The following is a 21,072-nucleotide window of genomic DNA, read 5'->3' as shown; positions in this document are numbered from 1 at the left end:
TAGCTACAAATAGGACAAAATACCAGTGACTACCGGCTGATTAGGCTGACGGTCACTGGTATTTTTGGTTGCTGTTTTTTTATCTAGGCTTCCGGCCAGACACTTTTGGCCGTTTCAATCACGAGTTGTAGCTTGGCCCATTGATCGGCCTCACTGAGTTGGTTGCCTTCTTCAGTTGAAGCGAAGCCGCATTGGGTGGAGAGCGCTAAGTTTTCTAACGGAACCTTAGTGGCAGCGTCTTGAATGCGCGCAGTTAAATCGGCCGTCGCTTCAAGTTCAGGAAACTTTGAAGTCACTAAACCTAAAACGAGGCGCTTATGAGTGTCACCGTTCCAGATTTGGTCAAGGGCATCAAAGCTCCCGGCCCGCTGGTTATCATATTCTAAGAACAGACCATCGTAATTAAGCTGACCAAGATAGGGTGCGACAACATCGTAACTGCCCGAGAAGAGGTAGGTTGATTTGAAATTGCCGCGGCAAATATGGGTCGTGACGGTCAGATCCGTTGGCAAGTCGGCTAAAGCAGCGTTAATGACCGTGACGGCATCAGTGGTTAATTTCAGATAGGCGGCATGGTCATCGGCGTTGACGGTCGTGTCGTTCAATTTGCTAATTAGGAATGCCCATGTGGTATCATCCAGTTGAATATAACGACAACCTAAGTCGTAAAAATGTTGGATGGTTTCGTGGTAAGCACGAGCTAGGTCGGTCAAATAGGCATCCCAGCTATCGTAGAATTGGGACCAATTGTCGCTCCGATTATCCCGGAACAACATGGTTGGTGAAGGAATCGTCTGTTTGGCGAATACGCCGTCTGGCACGATTGACTGTAAATAACTGAAGGCCTTGAAGAACGGATGATCCGGGTTGAAGGCAATTTTTCCGGTTAATTTGGCATTGTCCGTCCGGGTGTGGTCGCCTTTAAATTTATAACTTTGATGATAATCATATTTGCCAACGCCAGTTAATCCCCAGAGAAAGTCTAAGTGCCACCAACTACGCGAAAATTCGCCATCAGTCACGGCATGGAGGCCGAGCTTAATTTGTTCATCGACGATTCGTTTGATTTCGTGATGCTGAATTGCCAATTCCTCAGCAGCGGTAATTTCACCGGCGGCTAATTGGGCATGTGCCTTTTTCAAAGTGGCGGGTCGTAATAGACTGCCAACGACATCGTAGCGGAAGGGAGCGGTTAAAGTTGTTTCTGTCATAAGTTGAGCACCTCATTAAGTTAGTTTTTAAGTTAAAAAACGAAAAAAAGTGTCGTCCTGATTGATAATTGCTATCAATCAGGACGACACTTGGTCGGGTTACCACCTGAGTTTAAAATCTTGTTGCCAAGATTTCCTCTACCGGACGGTGAATGACTTCACGATCCGTCACTGCGGTAACGGGCAGTTAACTCGGTTAAGGTTTGTCAATGACTCACCTTAGCGAACTTTTTACTCAGACCATCTTCAATAAGCTTTCTGGTATCGTCACACCGACCCGATACTCGCTGAACAGGCCACTTATCTACTCATCTTTTAATCGTTCTTTAATGTTAAACCCATGTTACCGGTTCTCTTTTTGAAAGTCAAATTTATTTTTAAGTTGGTGGCTGGAACCGGTGTCTGAGTGCCGTCAATGCTATAATGACAACTAGCAATTAATTGGGGGCTCGGTTATGGATCGTATAATTCGTTTCTTAAAACGTGATGATGTGGATATGTATCTCACGCTGGCATTTTTAATAATCGTGGTTTATCTCATGCGGGGATTCGCAACCGTCGTATTATTGACAACGATTTTTGCCTTTTTAGGCGTAAAAGTTAGTCACTGGTTGAATTTAAAAACGCATCTCCCTTATTGGATTGCCGTGATTATCGTGTATCTGTTAGTTATCGGTATCTTCGTGGGGGCGTTATCTTATGCGGCGCCAACCCTCGTGACACAGCTAAAAGTGATCCCAGATATGTTAGCCAAGGCGATTACCAATCATCCCGTTTTAAATAAAAATATCGATAAATGGGTGGATCAAGCGATTCATAGTAGTGAGTTGATCCAAAATGGGAAGAGCTTGCTAGTGACTGGCTTGAAAGAAGCTGGACATATTGGCACTGGTTTTACGCATGTCATTTTAGCTATCTTCCTGAGCTTTATTTTTACGTTAACGCGTGGTCGCATGATGAGTTTTGGTCGTCAATTTTTGACTTCTAAGTTTAGCAAATTCTTCCATAACGTTTACTATTTGAGCCGCAAGTTCGTGTTAATTCTTGGGAAGATTATCGAAACACAATTAATTATTTGTACCATTAACACGATTCTAATGACCATTGGATTTATGATTATTGGCATGCCAAGTATCATGGTGTTGTCGATCATCGTCTTCATTTTAGGCTTAGTCCCCGTTGCCGGGGTGCTGCTATCCATGATTCCGTTAACGTTATTGGCCTTTGCTTCCGGTGGCTTAGTGCGCGTTGCGTGGATTATTTTACTCGTCATTTTAATTCATGCCTTTGAATCATACTTCTTACATCCACGTTTGATGGCAGACCGAACAGACTTGCCGGTTTTTGCCACCTTTATTACGTTAATTATTATGGAAAGCTTGCTCGGTGCTTGGGGCTTGATCGTCGGGATTCCAATTGTGGCGTTCTTCTTGGATATTTTAGGTGTTCAGGATTCAGAGCGTAAGCGCGTGACTTCGAAGAAAACAGATTCAACTAACTCACAATCAACAAAAGGTTGAAAATTCAAATACCCACGAGGATTAGCCGATTCTGGCAGTCATCGTGGGTATTTTTTAATGGTGCTGTGGCGGTTGCATTTGATGGCGGATGGCATGATTGGTCAAGGTCACATCGGTCGCTGGCGTTGTAAATAAGGGGGTCGTTTCTTCCAAAACATCGCTAAATTCCAGTCCGTACCAAATGGCCGGTGATGGGGTGATGTTTTGTAACAAGACCCGACCGCCGATTAAGAGGCGATCCAGCTGGCGCATGGCCGGATAACTAGCTAAGTCCATAATCTGCTGGTTCTGGACCACGAACTTGAAGTCGCCGACTTGCCGATTTTTCTCAGTGCCAAAATGCGGATGTTGTGGGTCGATAATCTGATTGGCAATCAGATGAGTCACGATTTCACGCAAGTAGATGGTCACGTGTTGCGACTTTTTGAAGCCCAGATTGAGTTGGACTTCCACGATATTGCGGGTCCCAAGCATGTCGACACTATAGTTACAATCGTAAGGCTGGTTTGTCTCATTAATGGTGATGAACCAGTAAACGCGGGCCCGTTTTGGGCGTTTGTCTAATATCGAATATAAAATTGTTCGTTTTAAACGATACTGGTCATCCACTTTGGCTAAATAAACTAAGTTAGTCGCAAAGAGTGGTAAGCGATCATCATGGCTGAGCTGGGTTAATTGTTGCCGATAGTCTAAGAGACTGACCAATTCGGCATCTTGATTGTAATGTAGTCGGCGCCGATTACCGAAGTACCAAGTCACCATGACTAAGAAAATTAGGAGTGTCAGTCCTAAGGTCAAATAGCCACCATGGACAAATTTAGTTAGACTAGCCGCCAAGAAGATCGTTTCAAGCGAGCCAAAGCCAAGTCCTAAGGTGATGGCTAAACCACGATGACCTTTAGTCAGTACCCATTGCGTGAGTAAAATGGTGGTCATCAGCATGGTAATCGTAATGGCAAGCCCGTAAGCCGCTTCCATATGGGCCGAAGTTTGAAATAGCCAGACAATGACTAGGGTTGTGCCACAGAGAAGCCAATTAATGGCGCCAATATAAATTTGGCTGCGAACTTGGCTGGGATGCTTAATAATCATCCGTGGCAAGAATTTTAAGCCAATCGCTTCATCCACTAACGTATAAGAACCGGTAATAAGCGCTTGCGACGCAATAATGGCGGCAATTGTCGCCAGAACGATGGCGGCCATACGCAGTTCTGCGGGAATCATTTCATAAAATGGGTTCAGGTTGACGGCATTGCGATAAGCACTTGCTTGGTAATGTCGCATGATCCAAGCGCCTTGACCAAGATAGTTAAGAATTAAGGTTAAGTAGACGAAAGGCCAAGTCGCGTCAATATTGGCTTTGCCGACATGGCCCATGTCGGAATACAGTGCTTCAGCGCCGGTAGTGGCCAAAAAGACACTCCCCAGAATAAAGATTCCCATCTTATTCGTTGGACTGAACAGCACCTGAATCGCATAAACTGGCGAAAAGGCCTTCAAAATGGCCGGTGCTTGCAAAATATTAACGGCTCCCGTGAGACCAATTCCGGCAAACCACAAGAACATCATTGGGCCAAACGATTTGCCAATTGTGGCGGTCCCAAAGCCTTGAATCATGAACAATACTAGTAGAATGCCGGTCACAGTTAAGGGGACCAACCAGGGATAATGACTAAAACTAGTCATGGCAGGCAAGCCACGCAAGCCTTCAACCGCCGACGTCACCGTCACAGCAGGGGTTAGGGTACCGTCTGCTAAAAGTGCCGCGCCACCAATCAAGGCGACCATAATGAGCCATTTGGCACGATGACGAACCAGCGCATACAACGCGAAAATGCCGCCTTCATGGTGGTTATCGGCGTGTAGGGCAATCAGCACATATTTAATTGTTGTAATCAGCATCAGCGTCCAAAAAATTAACGAGATACAACCGATGACATAATCGGGTGTGGCATGTTTGAGTGTTCCAGCGTCATTAATAATGGCGTTCATAACATAAAGTGGTGAGGTCCCAATATCACCGTAGACGACCCCCAACGTAATCAGCATCCCAAATAATGTTCGTGATTGAACCTGTTGCTTTTCCATCGTGACAACCCTCCCATGACCCAATCTAATTGGTGCCTCATACTATACTAGTTTTCATTGTAAGCGGCTAAATTTATCAACTGAAACAAATTAAATTATGGATTTTGGTCGGTAATTTGTGTTAATTGACTGAAATTTCTCAGCAAAAAAAGAGCGGTGACTTAACTCGTCAGGGCTCCTTGGGTGTTTCCGAATAGTTATCGGACGAAATGTGTCACTCGCTTTTAGCCAGATGCCGGTGTTGAGGACTTATTTTTCAGCCTTCGCCTTGGTGAGTTGCGTTGAAGCTAGTTTCGAGTGTTTGACAGAGTAGGTGAAGTAAACGACCATGCCAATTGCTAACCAGATGACGAAACGTAACCAAGTAACTGGTTTTAAGTTAATGAGTAAGAAGATACAACTGATAATCGACATAATTGGGACAAATGGGACCCACGGTGTGCGGAATGGCCGCCGTAAATCTGGTTGCGTCTTGCGAAGCCGCAGCACTGAGAACGAGACGAGTAGAAAGGCGGTTAAGGTGCCGATATTGACCAATTCTGCTAGGTCCGCTAGTGGAATAAAGCCACCAATGACTGCGGCAATTACCCCGAATAAGACGGTAGAGGCGACTGGCGCGCCACTCTTTTTACTGATGCGGCTAAACAATGGTGAAATTAAGCCATCACGCGACATCGAGAAGGAGATTCGAGTTTGCCCGTATAAGCAGACTAGCATAACGGTCGTCATACCAAGAATCGCGCCCAAATCAACGACGCCGGCCATCCAGTTTTGACCAGATAAGACTAGCACGGCGGAAATGGGATGGTCGATGTATTTGGCAAACATCCGGAAAGGCACAACGCCGGTCATAATAGCGGAAACGGCGACGTAAAGAATTGTACAGATCCCGAGTGAAAGCAACATTGAGCGCGGTAGCGTCTTAGAGGGTTCCAACGTTTCCTCAACACTAGAAGAAATTGCATCGAAGCCAATGAAGGCAAAGAAAACACTGGAAGCGGCGCCGAAGACACCTTTGAAGCCATAAGGTAATAGCGGCGTCCAGTTAGCTGGTTTGACGAAGCGAATCGCTGTAAAAATGAATAATAAAACGACAGCAATTTTGATAATGACCATGATGTTGTTGACGCGCTTCGTTTCTTTGACGCCAAATGAGAGCAAGACAGTGATTAATAAAATAATGGTGAAGGCCGGTAAATTAAAGAAGGTGGTCACGCCTGGCGTTGAACCGGGAGCCGCTGTCAAAATCGTGGGTAGTTTTAGCCCGAAGCCGGATAGGAAGGATTGAAAATAACCAGACCAGCCTGCGGAGACGGTTGAAACCGCGAAGAGATATTCCAACATTAAATCCCAGCCAATGATGAAGGCCACGATTTCCCCAAGTGTGGTGTAGGAATAAGTGTAGGCTGACCCACTTTCAGGTACCATGGCGGCGAATTCGGCGTAGCAAAGTGAGGCAAATAAACAGGCAATTGCGGCGAGGACAAATGAAATCATCAACCCGGGCCCCGCCGTCAGGGCACCAGTCCCGGTTAAAACGAAAATCCCGGTCCCAATAATGGCCCCAATCCCGAGCATGGTTAAATCAAAAGTTTTCAGTTCCTTTTTCAAAGGACTGTGATAGTTGGCTAACATGTCATTAATATCTTTTTTTCGAAGCAAATGCGTGTGTGTTAAATCCATTAAAATCGCCCCATTTCGATTTAATGGCTCTTATTCTAAACGGATTCGGCCAGAATGATGTAGCTAATTTGGCTGAATTAAGCGCTATTTTTAGTTACAACAGCTAATATCATTATTTTTAAGTCTAAATAGTCTTAAACTAATATTTTGTGAGTAATTTCTAACCATTTCTGACTAAAGTCTCAGGCTTAGAAAAGTAAGTGCTAGCCCGGTTCTGACGCGGATGATTAGGTGTGGCCTTTCGTTAGCTTAACTTTGGCGTGACCTGCTAAAATTTTGAAACTGAGGGCAAAATAAAAAGCAATGCTAATTAAGCACTGCTAAGATTGATGCCGACGATAATAACGATAGGCAACAATCAATAAAACAATAATCAGTAAGATGCCAATGGCACCCTTAGGCCCAGCAACCCGTTCGGTTAAATGAAACATGCGAATGGGTCCGAGGCCATGAATTCCTAACATTGCTAACATGGTGATTCCTCCTGTCGTGATTATGTCTTTTTTATCGAAAAAAAGCAATAATTATAATCGTAATGGTTATTAACAAATCGCTATCTGCGGTAAAATAAAATTATCATTAAAATAGGTGGGTGCCTCAATTGCAATATATTTTGCCAATCATTAACGTCATTATCGTGTTAAACGCGGTGGCGGCGGTTATTACGGTCTTTCGTGATCGGCGTGATATTGCGGCAACTTGGGCGTGGTTGTTAGTTTTGATCATGATTCCGGTTGTCGGTTTTATTGCGTATGCGTTTATTGGCCGTAAATTACCGAAGAATCGTTTGTTCCGTTTGAAAAAAGAAACCCAAATTCGCTTGGAGCAAATGATTCAGCGTCAACGCGATGAATTAGGTTCTGACTTAATGCCAGCCGATGCGGTTACCAGCTCGGTGCGTGGGATGGTCAGTCTATTCTTGAATTCGGACGGGGCCTTACTTAGTCGTAAAAACCGCGTTAAAATTTACACGGATGGTCATAAGAAGTTTCACGACATGTTTCAAGATATTGAAGCGGCCAAACATCATATTCATATCGAGTATTATACGTTTTATAACGATAAGATCGGTAATGACTTATTACATTTATTGGAACGTAAAGCGGCTCAGGGGGTCGATGTCCGGGTGCTCTATGATCCATGGGGGTCAATGGGAACCTTTCGGAGCTTTTTCAAACATTTAGAAGAGCTGGGTGGCCATGCACGGCCGTTCTTAGGCGCGCGTTCAGCGGTTTTAGACTTCCGGTTGAATTTCCGAGACCATAGAAAAATTGTGGTGACGGATGGTCGTGTCGGTTACGTTGGGGGCTTTAATGTCGGTGATCAGTATTTAGGCCGCGATAAAAAATTCGGTTATTGGCGTGATACCCATTTGCGGATCGTTGGTTCTGGGGTCTTTGAATTACAAGAACGGTTTATTCGCGACTGGAACGCCACTGATACCGAACATCGGATTATTCCGAATACCGAAATGTTCCCAGTTATCAAAGTGAAGGGGCATACGTCATTACAAATTGTTTCCAGTGGCCCCGATAATGATGGCCAACAGATCAAGATGGGTTATATTAAAATGATTATGACGGCACAAGATCATTTGTGGATTCAATCACCGTACCTCATTCCCGATGATTCAGTTTTAGATGCGATTCGCATCGCAGCAATGTCTGGTGTGGATGTTCGGATTATGGTGCCAGATAAACCTGATCATGCCTTCGTCTATCGCGCAACGCAATATTATGCGCGTGAATTGGCTGAAGCCGGCGTTAAAATTTATTATTATAATAATGGCTTTATTCATGCTAAAACGATGGTGATTGATGGCCAAGTTGCGTCCGTTGGTTCCGCGAATATGGATTTCCGAAGCTTTAAATTGAACTTCGAAGTGAATGCTTTCTTGTATGATACCGTGTTGGCTGAAGAACTTGAAGCGGCCTTTTTAGAGGATCAAGCTTTGAGTAGTTTGATCACGGTACAAGATTTCAAAGATCAATCTAACTGGTTGAAGTTCAAGCAGACTTTTTCACGGTTATTATCACCAATTCTATAGTCAAAAATCGAGCCGGGGGGTTATCCCAGGCTCGATTTTTTAGTCTAAATAGAGTTGTTTGAGCAGATTAATGTCAGCCACGCTTAGGCCGATGACTTCGCGTAGATAACCAATGCCGCCACCATACAGGTCGTCAAAAACACGAAAGACCATTTTTAAATTGTCGGCTTCGACATCTAGGGCGGAATTAAAGTGGCTTGCCAGATCGCCGTTATTCGCTTCGGTGATAATACTGTTGTTATCGAGTTGATCTGCGGCCATGAAGACGGCATTCGTCAACAAGTAGTCTTTGATGATGGTTTCACGGGGAATATCCAGGGCGGTCATGATTAAGGTTGCGGCTACGCCGGTTCGATCCTTGCCAGCGGCACAATGAAATAGTACCGACTCATCAGGCTGGTCATTCGCAAGTAAGGTCGCAAACAGGTTTTGCCAAACTTTGACTGGATGACTGTCGGTAATCATTTGCGCATAGGTCTGCGCATCGAAACTATCATCGACCATAATTCGTTTAATCAACCGTTTGAGGCGACGGTCAAAGCGGCGATTGTCGGTGAATGGGTAGACGGATGTATTCATGTATTGGGTTTGTTTTGGATAATGATCGGGCGATAGTTTAGCTTCGCTTGCTTGCCGGAGGTCGATATCATAACGTAAGCCATAGTCTCTGAGATAGGCGAGGTCTTGTCGGCTAAGCAGCGACATACCACCACAGCGGAGCAATTTTTGCCATTTAATGGTTTGACCGCCGGTAGTTTCGTAGCCGCCGAGTTCACGGAAGTTAATGCCGTGTTCCAGACGTAAGACACGATTATGTTCCATTTAAATTACCTCGATTAATCATTTTCTTAATTATAACCGCTTTCATGTAGATTAGTCGGATTTTAGGTACTGTTTAAGATTGAAAGAGCATTAATTAAGTTTGAAGGTATGTTTTTAAAACGGTGTTCAGGAAACTTCTACTTATTGCTCATTAATAGTGAACGCATAGGCACGGCACGGTAGTATATTTAGTCGCTTTCTAATTAATTTAGTGTCTTGGATACACAGGTGTTCAAGAAACTTCTGTATCTAATGGAATGAGTTAGTCATTCTCAATATGGGTATCCTCGGTTAGTATAAGAGTGTAGCCAAATGGTGATTGCGCAATTATCAGAATATGGGGGTGGCATTTTTGAGGAAAGTTTCTAAAGTGACCCGTCAACTTAAGCTATTAACGTTTTTAAGTGTTCAAACAACACCAGTTACATTGGAAACGCTAGCCGATCATGGGTCGGTTTCAACGAAGACAATCAGTAGTGATATTGATGACTTGAATGTGTTGTTGAAGTTAAAGAATGTCGAAATTGTGAAAGGTAGGGGAAAGGGGACTTATTTAAAAAATCCGCATGGCCAAAATGTAAGCGCTATATCTAGCGAAGTATTGGCCAAACAAGATGGGATTCAGGACTTATCGCGTGAGTATCAGATTTTTCAACAGTTATTTATTCTGAGACGAACGGTTTCGTATGCAACACTTAGTGAGACTTATTTTGTGAGCAAGACCTCGATAACGACGTTATTTAAGCAATTTTCAGAAACGATGAAGCCGTTTAAGATTTGCTTTACTTATAGCAATCAAGGGACAAAAGTTGTCGGTGCTGAAAGTCAGATTGAAGAGTATGTGGTGAACTACGTGGCTCAGCAGTGTTTACTTTCTGCCGATCAGCGCTTGAAAACACTGAATATTGAAATTTTGCCGTATTTCTTTGAAGTACCAGTTGTTAATAGTGTTTATCAGCATTTCAAAGCTTTTGATCAATTATTACGTGATCCGTTAAAGCGTGAATATCGATTGAATCTTTATCTAGGATTATTAGTGCAATCAGCCATGATTGCACAAAAGATCCATGTTGAAGCCCACGAAGATGTGTTAATGAATAAGCTGGATGACTTACAGGTTTACAGTTTAGCCTCTAGTTTGGTTGAACCGATTGAACGTGACCTAAACCTTACTTTTAGCACTAACGATTTAGATTATTTGAATAGCCAATTGATTGCACATGGTGTTTCAGCAGCAATTGACAATGGAATGGTTCAGGAACAGTATAAACGATTTGTCTCAGAGTCGATTACGCAAATGAGTAAAATTATGCATGTGGATCTGACGGATGATAATCAACTCTACAACGGCCTATTATCACATTTCCCACCGATGCTAACACGATTAAATTTAGGCATTAGTATTAAAAATCCGTTTCTAAAGCAAATTAAAGAGCAGTATTCAATTTTATACAATGCGACCTGGTATGTGTTTACAGCATTTTTTACGGATAATCAATTGTTAATTAACGAAAGTGAAATCTCATTTCTAATGACACATTTTCAAGCAGCTATTGAACGACTGGACCAATTAACTAAAGTGCTCTATGTCAGTCCAGAGCGGTCAACAATTAGTGACATTTCGTACGCAAAGATTAGGAAAATCATCCCTCGGAATATTATTTTGGAGCGGATTAATGAAGAGCAGTTTCTCAATCTAACTGGTCGGATTCGTGTCAATATGATTATCAGTGCAATTGCGTTACCAGCGACCCATAATCGTGTGCTTAAAATCTCAGCCTTGGTGACCAACGAGGATTTAAAGATGATTGCAATGGCCTTTCTTGAGATTGGAGAAGCCAAACAGAGTCAGTTAAGACTAGGACGGAGTCCGCATATTTCCGCTTTAGTTCAACAGAGTCAAATTTTTTTGAATACAACATGTACGACCCAAACGGAAGTGATTCATCAAATCGTTACGCCATTATTAACAAAGCAAATGATTACTGAAAATTGTGAGCAATCAATCTTGCAGCGTGAGCTAATGGGTTCTACGGCAGTTGATAATATGGTCGCTATTCCGCATGCAGAGGCGAGTGAGGTTATTGAATCAAGCTTATCAATTATGACGCTGGTTAAACCGATTGATTGGGGCGGACGCGAGGTTCGGACCATATTTCTCTTCTGTTTTTCCAAAAAAGATATGTCAGCAATTAAGGGTGTCTTAGATGATCTATATTTGATCATCAAACATCCTGAATGCATTGAACAATTGTTGAATTTAAAAGAGCCAATGGTGTTATTAAAAATGCTACGAGGGTAAGTTTTAATGCGGTAGTGACGAGGAGGAAAAATTATGGAAACTGAAGCTTTACAGATGATTTCAAGTGGTGGCGAGGCTTTTTCATTATTATTGGAAAGCTTGGCTGAATATCGACAGGGTAATCCAGATGTTGCGGCAAATCGGATTGATGAAGCACACGAGAAATCTTTAGAAGCGCACAAAATTCAAACCCAGATTATGACGTTAGAGGCGCAAGATCAAAAATATCGGGGCTCAACTTTAATTGTCCATGCACAGGATATTCTCATGAATGCGGCATTGCTTGAAGCCATCACTAAAGAGTTATTTGAGATTGAAGATAAATATAATCAACAAATTTTAGACTTAACCGCGCAAATAAAGGAGCTGAAGCAAAATGATCAAAGGTTATAATGCGACGCATTTAAATTTACTGCTGGTCTGCAATATGGGAATTTCGACGGGATTAATTGTTCAAAAAATGGCAGATATTCGTGATCAAAGTAAAACTTTGAGTGATATGGAAGTCAAAATTGAGGCTCATCCTTCAGGTGAAATTCAAGAATTTATTAATGATTTTGATGTTGTACTCGTTGGCCCGCAAATTAAATATCAACTTTCTGAATTAAAAAAAGTTGCTGCCGAATTTGAAAAGCCAATTGCGGTGATTGACGCGAAAGATTACGGTACGGGGAACGCTGCATCGATACTAAAGGACGCAATGCTGGTTGCAATTAAGAATCAGTGAGGCACGGAGGATGCTTTAAATGAAAAATCTAATGGTGTTTCTTGAAAAATATGTTGAGCCGTTAGCGAAGAAATTTGAACAGCAGCGACATATTGCTTCAATCAAAAATGGGATGATTTCCCTGATTACAGTTTTATTAGTCGGTTCATTTTCAACAATTTTCGTCTCAATTGGTAAACTTATTCCAATTACTGGCGTTCAGAAGTTCTTTACACAAAATGAAGCATTATTTAATATTCCATTCAATTATACATTCGGGTTACTGTCGGTTTTTTGTGCATTGGCAATTAGTTATCGGCATTCACAACGGTTAGAAGTGCCTGTTTTTCATGGTATGGCTGCCGGGTTACTTTCAACGTTAGTTTTAGATACTAAAATTGGTGCTAACGGTAAATTTATTACAGAATTTTTAGATTCACGAGGATTATTCTTAGCAATCTTTGCATCATTAGTTGCGGTTGAAATTTATGCTTATTGTTTGAGACATAATGTGACGCTACATTTCAAAGGCTTACCAAGTATGATAGCTGATACTTTTGCAGCCGTGATTCCAATTTTGATTAGCATGATTTTAATGATCGTCATTACAACGATCGTGGGTCAATTTACTGGGGGCAAGATACTGCCAGAAGCCTTTACGACGTCATTAGCACCATTCTTCAATTCTATTGATACCCCATGGGTCGTATTTATTATTGCCTTGTTCAATAGTTTGCTCTGGTTCTTAGGCTTAAATGGGTATGCGATTATGATCGGGTTTGTTCTGCCAGTTATGACGTCAAATTTAGCTGAAAATATGGCAGCTTATCAGGCTGGTAAGCCAATTCCACATATTTTCGTGACAACTTTCTGGGACTTCTTCTGTGCTAATACTGGTGATGGTCTGACTTTAGCCATTGTGATATTAGCGCTGATGAGTACTTCTAAGGAACTAAAGGCAATTGGCAAAGCTTGCTTGGTACCGTCATTATTTGGAATCTCTGAACCAGCAATTTTTGGGTTGCCAATTGCGTATAATCCATACTTATTCATTCCGTTTGTTTTTGGAACACCAATATTGGCAACACTTCAATGGTTTGTCTTCCATCTTGGCTGGGTTCGGCCACCGATTGCCCATGTTGGCGGCGTGCCGGCATATGTTGGATCATATTTAAGCACTATGGATCCAAGAGCGGTTATCCTGGCCATTGTGGTGACAATTTTGGCCGTACTAATGCACTATCCATTCTTTAAGATGTTTGAAAAGAGTGTTAAGGAGCAGGAAGCAAAAGAAGTCTCTGCTGAAGAAGTGCAACGTCAAAAAGAACAGGATGCACTGGAAGTTGATTTTTAAAGTAACTAAAATGGAGGCAAATTAAAATGGGAAATAAATTTGTATTAGTCGGTGGCGGTTCAACACAATCACCAAGTATATTGGAAGTTTTACGACGCCGGTATCAAGATCTAGATATGACCGAACTAGTCTTATATGACAATGATCCGATTCGTGTCAACATGTTGGGGAAATACACGAAAATGTATTACGAGGAATCTGGCTCACCAGTTCGAGTCAGCTATACGACAGATATTGATGCAGCACTAACAGGTGCCGACTTCCTGTTTATGCAAATTCGTCCTGGGCTAAATAAGCAACGGGCGATTGATGAAAAAATTTGTATGCGACACGGTATCGTTGGGCAAGAAACATGTGGACTAGGTGGTTTCTCATTTGCAATGCGTGTGATTCCAGCAATTATGTCGATTCTTGAAAAAGTACGACAACTTTGCCCCGATGCTTGGATCTTAAACTATACGAATCCAGAGGCAGTTTTGTCAGAAGCTATTTCTCAGCAATTTCCAGATCTAAAAGCCCTATGTATTTGTGATATGCCAATCTCGATTGAAGAAGCAATTGCGGGGTACTTCCATAAACCATTACGGGATTTGACCTTTAAATATTTTGGCATGAACCATTTTGGTTGGTGGACTAATATTATCGATGAGCATGGGGTGGATTTGTTACCGCAGCTACGTCAGGATGTTCAGAGCGGTCGCACAACAACCTTGTTACAAACTAATGAGGAAACGATTGGTGATCAATATTGGAGCGATACGTATAAGCGGATGATTCGGTTATTTAAGCTTTTCCCTGAATACTTGCCAAATTGTTATTTACAGTATTATCTAACACCCGATGAAATGTTTGAAGATGTTGATATTGACTATACTCGCGGTGATTACGTCATGGCTGGCCGAGAAAAACGGATTTATGATGAATGTAAACGGGTCATCGAAAATGGCAGTGCGAAAGACTCTAGCTTGCACGCCGGGGATCATGGCAATTATATTGTGGATATTGCCAACGCAATTATTCATGATACGCGTGAACGCTTTACCGTCAATTTGAAGAATAATGGCGCAATTAGCAATTTTGACTCAGAGGCGGTCGTTGAATTGCCTGTCTATATTGGGAGTGCCGGCGCGGAATCAATTAATGTTGGCCAGATTCCAACTTTCCAAAAGGGCTTAATGGCACAACAAAAGGCTTACGAAAAGTTGACCGTAGAAGCGGCACTGACTGGTTCGTGGCAAAAAGCATTGGAAGCTGCGGTGATGAATAAGACGGTTCCAAGTTATCGCGTTGCCCAAGAGACACTGCAAGATTTATATCAAGCCAATAAAAGTCTGTGGCCTAAAATGACTGGTTTACCAGATTTTGCTGTAGAAGTTTAAAGCCCCATTTAAATGACCTCACTAGTCAAATGTTGAGGTCATTTTTGCGTGACAAAATAAAACGACTCGAGTCAGTTTCAACTCGGGTCATTTAGGTTAATCACCGTTATAAATAGAATTTTTTACAACAACATAGTCACATTTAGTAATGGCCTTGAGGTCGCGACCACCAGCATAAGAAATCGATGACTGGAGATCTTCTTGCATTTCATTCAACGTATCGGCTAAATGTCCACGATATGGGACGAGCATTTGTTTGCCTTCCACATTTTTATGTTCGCCTTTTTGAGTTTCACTGGCCGAACCGTAATATTGTTTATAAGTTTTACCGTCAATTTTAAGAATGTTGCCGGGAGATTCTTGATGGCCGGCGAGCATTGAGCCAATCATCACCATGGTTGCGCCAAATCGAATTGACTTGGCAATGTCACCGTTAGTTCGAACGCCACCGTCGGCAATAATTGGTTTACGAGCGGCTTTGGCACACCAGCGCACGGCCGCAAGCTGCCAACCGCCGGTCCCAAAACCAGTTTTGACTTTGGTAATGCAAGCCTTACCCGGACCGACCCCAACTTTAGTCGCGTCCGCACCAGCATTTTCCAAATCGCGAACGGCCGCTGGTGTTGCAACGTTTCCGGCAATAACGAAACTAGCAGGTAAGACCTGTTTGATATGCTTGATCATTTCAATGACACTGTCAGCGTGACCATGCGCAATATCAATGGTGATATATTCGGGTACGATCTTAGCCGCCGCGAGTTCGTCGATGAAATCATGTTCGCTTGGCTTTATACCAACGGAGATTGAGGCAAAGAGCTGATCGGCGTGCATTGTTTCAATGAACGCTCGGCGGGTTTCGGGCGCAAAGCGGTGCATGATATAGAAGTAATCATGACTGGCAAGCCATTGCGCTAACGTGTCATTGATGACGGTTGCCATATTTGCGGGAACTACTGGAATTTTGAAACGTCGGCCACCGAGTTCAACCGTCGTATCGGCTTCCGAGCGACTATTGATGACACATTTGTTCGGAATTAATTGAATATCTTCGTAATCAAAAATCTCCATGAGTCAGCACTCCTTTAACTTAGGCCCAGATGTTATGGTTGATGACGTTAGTTTGGTCACGATCAGGACCGACGGAGAAGGTCGCGAGTTTAACGCCGACTAAGTCTTCAATTCGTTTCAAATAGTTCTGGGCGTTGACCGGGAGTTCGTCCCAAGTCTTCACACCGGTAATATCTTCGTCCCAACCGGGTAATTCGTCATAGATTGGTTTGCAAGCTTCGAGTTCCTTCAAGCTGGCTGGATAATGATAAATGGTTTCGCCATTCAAATCATAAGCCGTACAAATCTTGATCGTCTTTAAGCCAGTCAAAACGTCTAAACAGTTTAAACTTAAATGAGTTAAGCCGGAAACGCGCTTGGCATGGCGTAAGACAACACTGTCAAACCAACCGATACGACGCGGACGCTTGGTGACAGTTCCATATTCATGAGCCGTTTCACGAATGAAGTTACCGACTTCATCAAAGAGTTCTGTTGGGAATGGGCCATCACCAACGCGTGACGTATAAGCTTTTAAGACGCCGACACAGTTATCAATCTTAGAAGGACCCACGCCACTCCCAATAGTAACGCCCCCAGCAACAGGGTTTGAAGAGGTAACGTAAGGGTAAGTCCCTTGGTCAATATCAAGCATGACCCCTTGGGCGCCTTCAAATAGCACACGTTTGCCATCATCTAAAGCATCGTTAATGACTACCGAAGTATCGGTGACAAATGGTTTCAGTTGTTGGCCATAGTTATAGTAGTCTTCGAAAATGTCATCAAATTTGAGTGGTTCCAAATCATATAACTTTGTGATGATTTGGTTTTTCTCAGCTAAGTTGCGTTTTAATAGTTCGGCAAAAGTGTCTTTATCGAGCAAATCAGCAACCCGAATCCCGATTCGTTCGGCTTTGTCCATGTAAGCGGGGCCGATACCTTTATTGGTTGTCCCGATTTTGCCGCCGGCCTTAGATTTTTCTTGCGCGCCATCTAAGACGATATGGTAAGGCAGAATCACGTGCGCCCGATTGGAGATTCGTAAGTTATCTGGTTGAACGCCGTTATCACGAAGATATTGTAATTCTTCTACTAAAGACTTCGGATTCAAGACAACCCCATTACCGATGATGCTAAGCTTGTCGTGGAAGAAAATGCCAGATGGCACCAACCGCAATTTGAAAGTTTTACCATTAAATACGATGGTGTGGCCAGCATTATCGCCGCCTTGGTAACGTGATACCACATCTGCTTCCTGACTTAAAAAGTCCGTGATCTTTCCTTTACCTTCATCGCCCCATTGGCTACCTACTACTACGACTGATGCCATGTTTTCCACCTCATTAAATTATTTTAATTATGAATGATTAATAGCACTGAGTAGCAAAACGTTCACCACTCCAACAGGAATGAGTATAGCAATTTTAGCGAGTGAACGCAAGTTTAAAACCGAATGTTCTTGATTTGCGGTTGCATAATAGTTCATGATTACTCAATTAACATACTTATATCGAGGCATTAAAATGAAAATCGGTGAAAAATGAGTGAACTTTTTCATTGTTCGTTCCTATGATTTGAAAGTCGGATATGATATAATAATGTTCGTGTTTTGTTAGTAAATCAGTAAATAGAAATGAGGATTAGCAATGATTGATCGTTATACGCGGCCGGAGATGGCCAAAGTGTGGTCCCTGGAAAACCAGTATCAAGCTTGGTTGGAAGTTGAAATTGCTGCCGATGAGGCTTGGGCTGAATTAGGCAAGATTCCAGCAAGTGATGTCGCTAAGATTCGTGAAAATGCTAAGTTTGATGTTGACCGGATTGCGGAGATCGAAGCCGTAACCCATCATGATGTGGTCGCTTTTACCCGCGATGTTTCCGAATCACTCGGTGACGAACGTAAATGGGTCCATTATGGGTTAACCAGTACTGATGTGGTCGATACTGCGCAAGGCTACCGTTTGAAGCAAGCCAATGCGATTATTCGCCAAGATTTACAAGATTTACGAGCAACGTTAGCGCAACAAGCTAAAAAATATAAATATACCGTTGAAATGGGTCGGACCCATGGCGTGCATGCCGAACCAACGACCTTTGGGTTGAAGTTGGCGCGTTGGTATTCTGAGATTAATCGGGATATCGAACGTTTTGAACATGCTGCGGCCGGCGTTGAAGCGGGCAAGATTAGTGGGGCCGTTGGGACTTTCGCCAACATTCCACCATTTGTTGAACAATTTGTTTGTGACAAGTTAGGCATCCGGGCTCAAGAAATTTCTACCCAAGTCTTACCCCGTGATTTGCATGCTGAATACATTGCGACCTTAGCCTTGATTGCGACGAGCATTGAAGTTTTTGCCACTGAAATTCGTGGCTTACAAAAGTCTGAAACGCATGAAGTGGAAGAATTCTTCAATAAGGGTCAAAAAGGCTCTTCAGCCATGCCACATAAACGGAATCCAATTGGGTCTGAAAATGTGACTGGACTGGCTCGTGTGATTCGTGGTCATATGATGACGGCATACGAAGACGTGCCATTATGGCATGAACGTGATATTTCACATTCTTCGGCTGAACGGATTATTTTACCAGATACGACAATTTTAACGGACTACATTTTGACTCGGATTAATAAGATTATTGGGACGTTGACCGTTTTCCCAGAACGAATGAAGGAGAATATGGGCGATACTTATGGCCTGATTTATAGTCAACGCGTCTTGTTAAAGCTAATTGATACCGGGATGTCACGTGAAAATGCTTATGATTTGGTGCAACCGTTAACGGCCAAATCATGGGACGAGCAATTACAATTCAAACCACTGATTGAAGGTAATGCCGAAATTCGGCAACATTTGGATCAGGCGGCAATTGATGATGCGTTTGATTACCATTATCATTTACGACATGTTGATGATATCTTTAAGCGTTTAGGGTTGGATGACTAATTCAACTGGAGCACTGCTTGGCTGTGAGCTGAGTGGTGCTTTTTTCGTGCCAAGATACGGGCAGTTACTGACATCATTTTTCAACGGTTACCGGGACCGTTAACAAAATGACGATTGATTGACCGAGAAACGACTAAAGTATGAAAGGTTTATGCTGTTTTTTTAAAAGCCTACCATTCACTGAGTTAGACGTGTATAACGTTTTTAGACGAACCAAAAGTATCGCGACTCAGGGAGGATCTTATGAATAAAACAAAGCGTCAGCTCACCATTGCTTTAACTAGTACTGCCTTAGTTGGTGGTCTGGTCATCGTGCCACAAGTCTTACAACCAACGACTCAGGTTCAGGCGGCGGTCCAATCCAAGCCAGGGGGTACCGCACCAGGCGGCACGCAAGCCCCGGGATCAACAAGTAGCAGCAGTGCCAAATTAGCCGGTAAAACGACGGTCACGAGCACTAAGTCGTTGAGCGGTCAGACCATTAAGGCAACGACTGCCAATCAATCCGCCATTTATGTGAAGAATGGTGGTAAGTTAACTTTAAAAAATAGTCATTTAACCAAAACGGGTAATACTAGTAGTGCTGATAACAGTAATTTCTTTGGCCAAAATGCTGGCTTGCTGGCAACCAAAGGCAGTAGTGTCACAGCTAATAAACTGACAGAAACGACCAATTCAACCGGGTCAAACGGGATATTTGCGACCGGGACGAATGCTAAAGTGACCGTGAAAAATTCAACGATCAAGACGAGCAAGTCTTCGTCGCGTGGTTTGGACGCGACTTATAAAGGGGAAATTACGGCGACAAATACTAATATCACCACTAAGGGCAGTCACTCGGCAGCATTGGCGACTGACCGCGGCGGTGGTACGGTTAGCTTAACTAAAGGGCAGCTGAAAACGGCCGGCGATGGGTCGCCAGTGATCTATTCGACCGGGAATATTACGGCCAATCAAGTTACTGGGACGGCCACCGGCGCTGAAGCCGCTGATATTGAAGGCTCAAATACGATTACGGTTAAAAATTCCAAGCTGACTGGTGAAAGAAATAATGGTGTCATGCTGTATCAAAGCATGTCCGGTGATTCAGAAGTCGGCACGTCCGTTTTCACCATGACTAACGGGAGTTTAACTTCCAAGGTCAAAAGTGGGTCTAAAGGGACGACTAACCATACTGGTGCCATGTTCTATGTGACGAATACGACTGCCAAGATCAATTTGACTAATGTCAAACTATCAAACGTTTCAGGCACACTGATTCGGCTCGCGAGTGATCGTTGGGGAACTAGTGGCAGCAATGGCGGGAACCTCACCTTTACGACTAAAAAGCAAGCTTTAAAGGGTAACGTTGAAGTTGCCAACGGGAGCACGTTAGCGCTGAATCTGACGCAAGGCAGCAAGCTGACTGGTGCGATCAATAGTGCTGATACGACCGGCAAAACGACAGTGACCTTAAAGGGCAATAACAAGTGGATCGTGACGAAAGCGTCCCATGTGACGGCTTTAGTCAGCACTAAAAAGGGTCTCAAGAATATCCACTCAAATGGGCATAATGTTTACTACGCCAAGAGTAACAGCGCCAATAAGTGGTTGAATAGTAAAACTTATAAGTTAACCGGTGGCGGTAAGTTGATTGCCGAATAGGGCACTTGTCGCTTTCGGTTGCTTCTAAGGGACATCCTATAGTTCGATTATCCAGACAATTAAATAGTAGACCAAACAGCGCCGGCAGAATTTTGTGTCGGCGCTGTTTGGTCTGGGTTTTAGAAAGATAAGCGATTCTAATTCAACTGATTGTTTGGATGACCGTCAGCGTATTTTGACAAAACGGTTATCTTTTTACTAGAGTGAAAAAAGTAAAGCCCACTGTGTCAATAATCAGCCCATACAGATTTGTTAACAGCTGCCGCTTCCGGTTGCTACTGATAGCATGCGGTCGTGGGACCGGTCCAAGCCAGAAACGTCTTG

The 21,072-nt window shown here is 43.1% G+C and carries 16 protein-coding genes; 9 read left to right on the top strand and 7 right to left on the bottom strand.

Annotation, left to right across the window (positions count from 1 at the left end; genetic code table 11):
* Nucleotides 1-83: 83 nt before the first annotated feature.
* Nucleotides 84-1,211, bottom strand: coding sequence for a vitamin B12 independent methionine synthase (locus tag FFM74_RS09785; RefSeq protein ID WP_137626452.1), 1,128 nt, complete (start codon nucleotides 1,209-1,211; stop codon nucleotides 84-86).
* Nucleotides 1,212-1,666: 455 nt separating this feature from the next.
* On the opposite strand from FFM74_RS09785, the gene FFM74_RS09780 reads away from it, so the two are divergent.
* Nucleotides 1,667-2,731, top strand: a complete 1,065-nt coding sequence (locus tag FFM74_RS09780) for an AI-2E family transporter (protein WP_137626451.1) — start codon at nucleotides 1,667-1,669, stop codon at nucleotides 2,729-2,731.
* 54 nt (nucleotides 2,732-2,785) lie between these two features.
* On the opposite strand, the gene FFM74_RS09775 is transcribed toward FFM74_RS09780, so the two are convergent.
* From FFM74_RS09775 to FFM74_RS13675, 3 genes are all read right to left on the bottom strand, one after another.
* Nucleotides 2,786-4,819: a KUP/HAK/KT family potassium transporter gene (locus FFM74_RS09775; protein WP_137626450.1), complete on the bottom strand. Its 2,034-nt coding sequence runs from the start codon at nucleotides 4,817-4,819 to the stop codon at nucleotides 2,786-2,788.
* A 249-nt stretch (nucleotides 4,820-5,068) separates the two neighbouring features.
* Nucleotides 5,069-6,502, bottom strand: a complete 1,434-nt coding sequence (locus FFM74_RS09770) for a branched-chain amino acid transporter BcaP (protein ID WP_137626449.1) — start codon at nucleotides 6,500-6,502, stop codon at nucleotides 5,069-5,071.
* Between the two features lie 320 nt (nucleotides 6,503-6,822).
* On the bottom strand, nucleotides 6,823-6,975 hold the full coding sequence (locus FFM74_RS13675) for a hypothetical protein (protein WP_171000711.1): 153 nt from the start codon (nucleotides 6,973-6,975) through the stop codon (nucleotides 6,823-6,825).
* 128 nt (nucleotides 6,976-7,103) lie between these two features.
* Here FFM74_RS13675 and cls point away from each other — a divergent pair, with 128 nt between their 5' ends.
* Entirely contained in the window at nucleotides 7,104-8,549 is a 1,446-nt protein-coding gene (gene cls, locus FFM74_RS09765; RefSeq protein WP_171000710.1) for a cardiolipin synthase, read from the top strand.
* Nucleotides 8,550-8,588: 39 nt separating this feature from the next.
* Here cls and FFM74_RS09760 read toward each other — a convergent pair whose 3' ends face one another.
* The gene (locus FFM74_RS09760) at nucleotides 8,589-9,371 is read right to left on the bottom strand and encodes a tyrosine-protein phosphatase (protein WP_137626447.1); all 783 of its coding nucleotides are present in this window, start codon (nucleotides 9,369-9,371) and stop codon (nucleotides 8,589-8,591) included.
* Between the two features lie 352 nt (nucleotides 9,372-9,723).
* Here FFM74_RS09760 and FFM74_RS09755 point away from each other — a divergent pair, with 352 nt between their 5' ends.
* Genes FFM74_RS09755 through FFM74_RS09735 form a run of 5 tightly spaced genes read left to right on the top strand, consistent with a single transcriptional unit; the run spans nucleotide 9,724 to nucleotide 15,112 of the window.
* A complete protein-coding gene (locus FFM74_RS09755; protein WP_171000709.1) occupies nucleotides 9,724-11,673 on the top strand; it encodes a BglG family transcription antiterminator in 1,950 nt (649 codons plus the stop codon).
* Nucleotides 11,674-11,706: 33 nt separating this feature from the next.
* A complete protein-coding gene (locus tag FFM74_RS09750) occupies nucleotides 11,707-12,066 on the top strand; it encodes a PTS sugar transporter subunit IIA (RefSeq protein ID WP_137626445.1) in 360 nt (119 codons plus the stop codon).
* The gene (locus tag FFM74_RS09745) at nucleotides 12,050-12,400 is read left to right on the top strand and encodes a PTS sugar transporter subunit IIB (protein ID WP_137626444.1); all 351 of its coding nucleotides are present in this window, start codon (nucleotides 12,050-12,052) and stop codon (nucleotides 12,398-12,400) included. The genes FFM74_RS09750 and FFM74_RS09745 overlap by 17 nt, the downstream gene beginning before the upstream one ends.
* Before the next feature lie 19 nt (nucleotides 12,401-12,419).
* Nucleotides 12,420-13,733, top strand: a complete 1,314-nt coding sequence (locus FFM74_RS09740; RefSeq protein WP_137626443.1) for a PTS sugar transporter subunit IIC — start codon at nucleotides 12,420-12,422, stop codon at nucleotides 13,731-13,733.
* 26 nt (nucleotides 13,734-13,759) lie between these two features.
* The gene (locus FFM74_RS09735; protein ID WP_137626442.1) at nucleotides 13,760-15,112 is read left to right on the top strand and encodes a family 4 glycosyl hydrolase; all 1,353 of its coding nucleotides are present in this window, start codon (nucleotides 13,760-13,762) and stop codon (nucleotides 15,110-15,112) included.
* A 96-nt stretch (nucleotides 15,113-15,208) separates the two neighbouring features.
* Here FFM74_RS09735 and FFM74_RS09730 read toward each other — a convergent pair whose 3' ends face one another.
* Both FFM74_RS09730 and FFM74_RS09725 read right to left on the bottom strand, forming a co-directional pair.
* A complete protein-coding gene (locus FFM74_RS09730) occupies nucleotides 15,209-16,180 on the bottom strand; it encodes a GMP reductase (protein ID WP_137626441.1) in 972 nt (323 codons plus the stop codon).
* A 19-nt stretch (nucleotides 16,181-16,199) separates the two neighbouring features.
* On the bottom strand, nucleotides 16,200-17,489 hold the full coding sequence (locus tag FFM74_RS09725; RefSeq protein WP_137626440.1) for an adenylosuccinate synthase: 1,290 nt from the start codon (nucleotides 17,487-17,489) through the stop codon (nucleotides 16,200-16,202).
* Between the two features lie 316 nt (nucleotides 17,490-17,805).
* Between FFM74_RS09725 and purB the strand changes: the two genes are divergently transcribed.
* Complete coding sequence (gene purB / locus FFM74_RS09720) at nucleotides 17,806-19,104, top strand: adenylosuccinate lyase (protein ID WP_137626439.1); 1,299 nt, start codon at nucleotides 17,806-17,808, stop codon at nucleotides 19,102-19,104.
* A 243-nt stretch (nucleotides 19,105-19,347) separates the two neighbouring features.
* Nucleotides 19,348-20,748, top strand: coding sequence for a hypothetical protein (locus tag FFM74_RS09715; protein ID WP_137626438.1), 1,401 nt, complete (start codon nucleotides 19,348-19,350; stop codon nucleotides 20,746-20,748).
* Nucleotides 20,749-21,072 lie beyond the last annotated feature (324 nt).

The sequence above is a fragment of the Lactiplantibacillus pingfangensis genome, from assembly GCF_005404945.1.
Classification (GTDB): Bacteria; Bacillota; Bacilli; order Lactobacillales; family Lactobacillaceae; genus Lactiplantibacillus; species Lactiplantibacillus pingfangensis.
The sequence above is the reverse complement of the archived record's forward strand: the minus strand, read 5'-3'. Positions and strand labels throughout refer to the sequence as shown.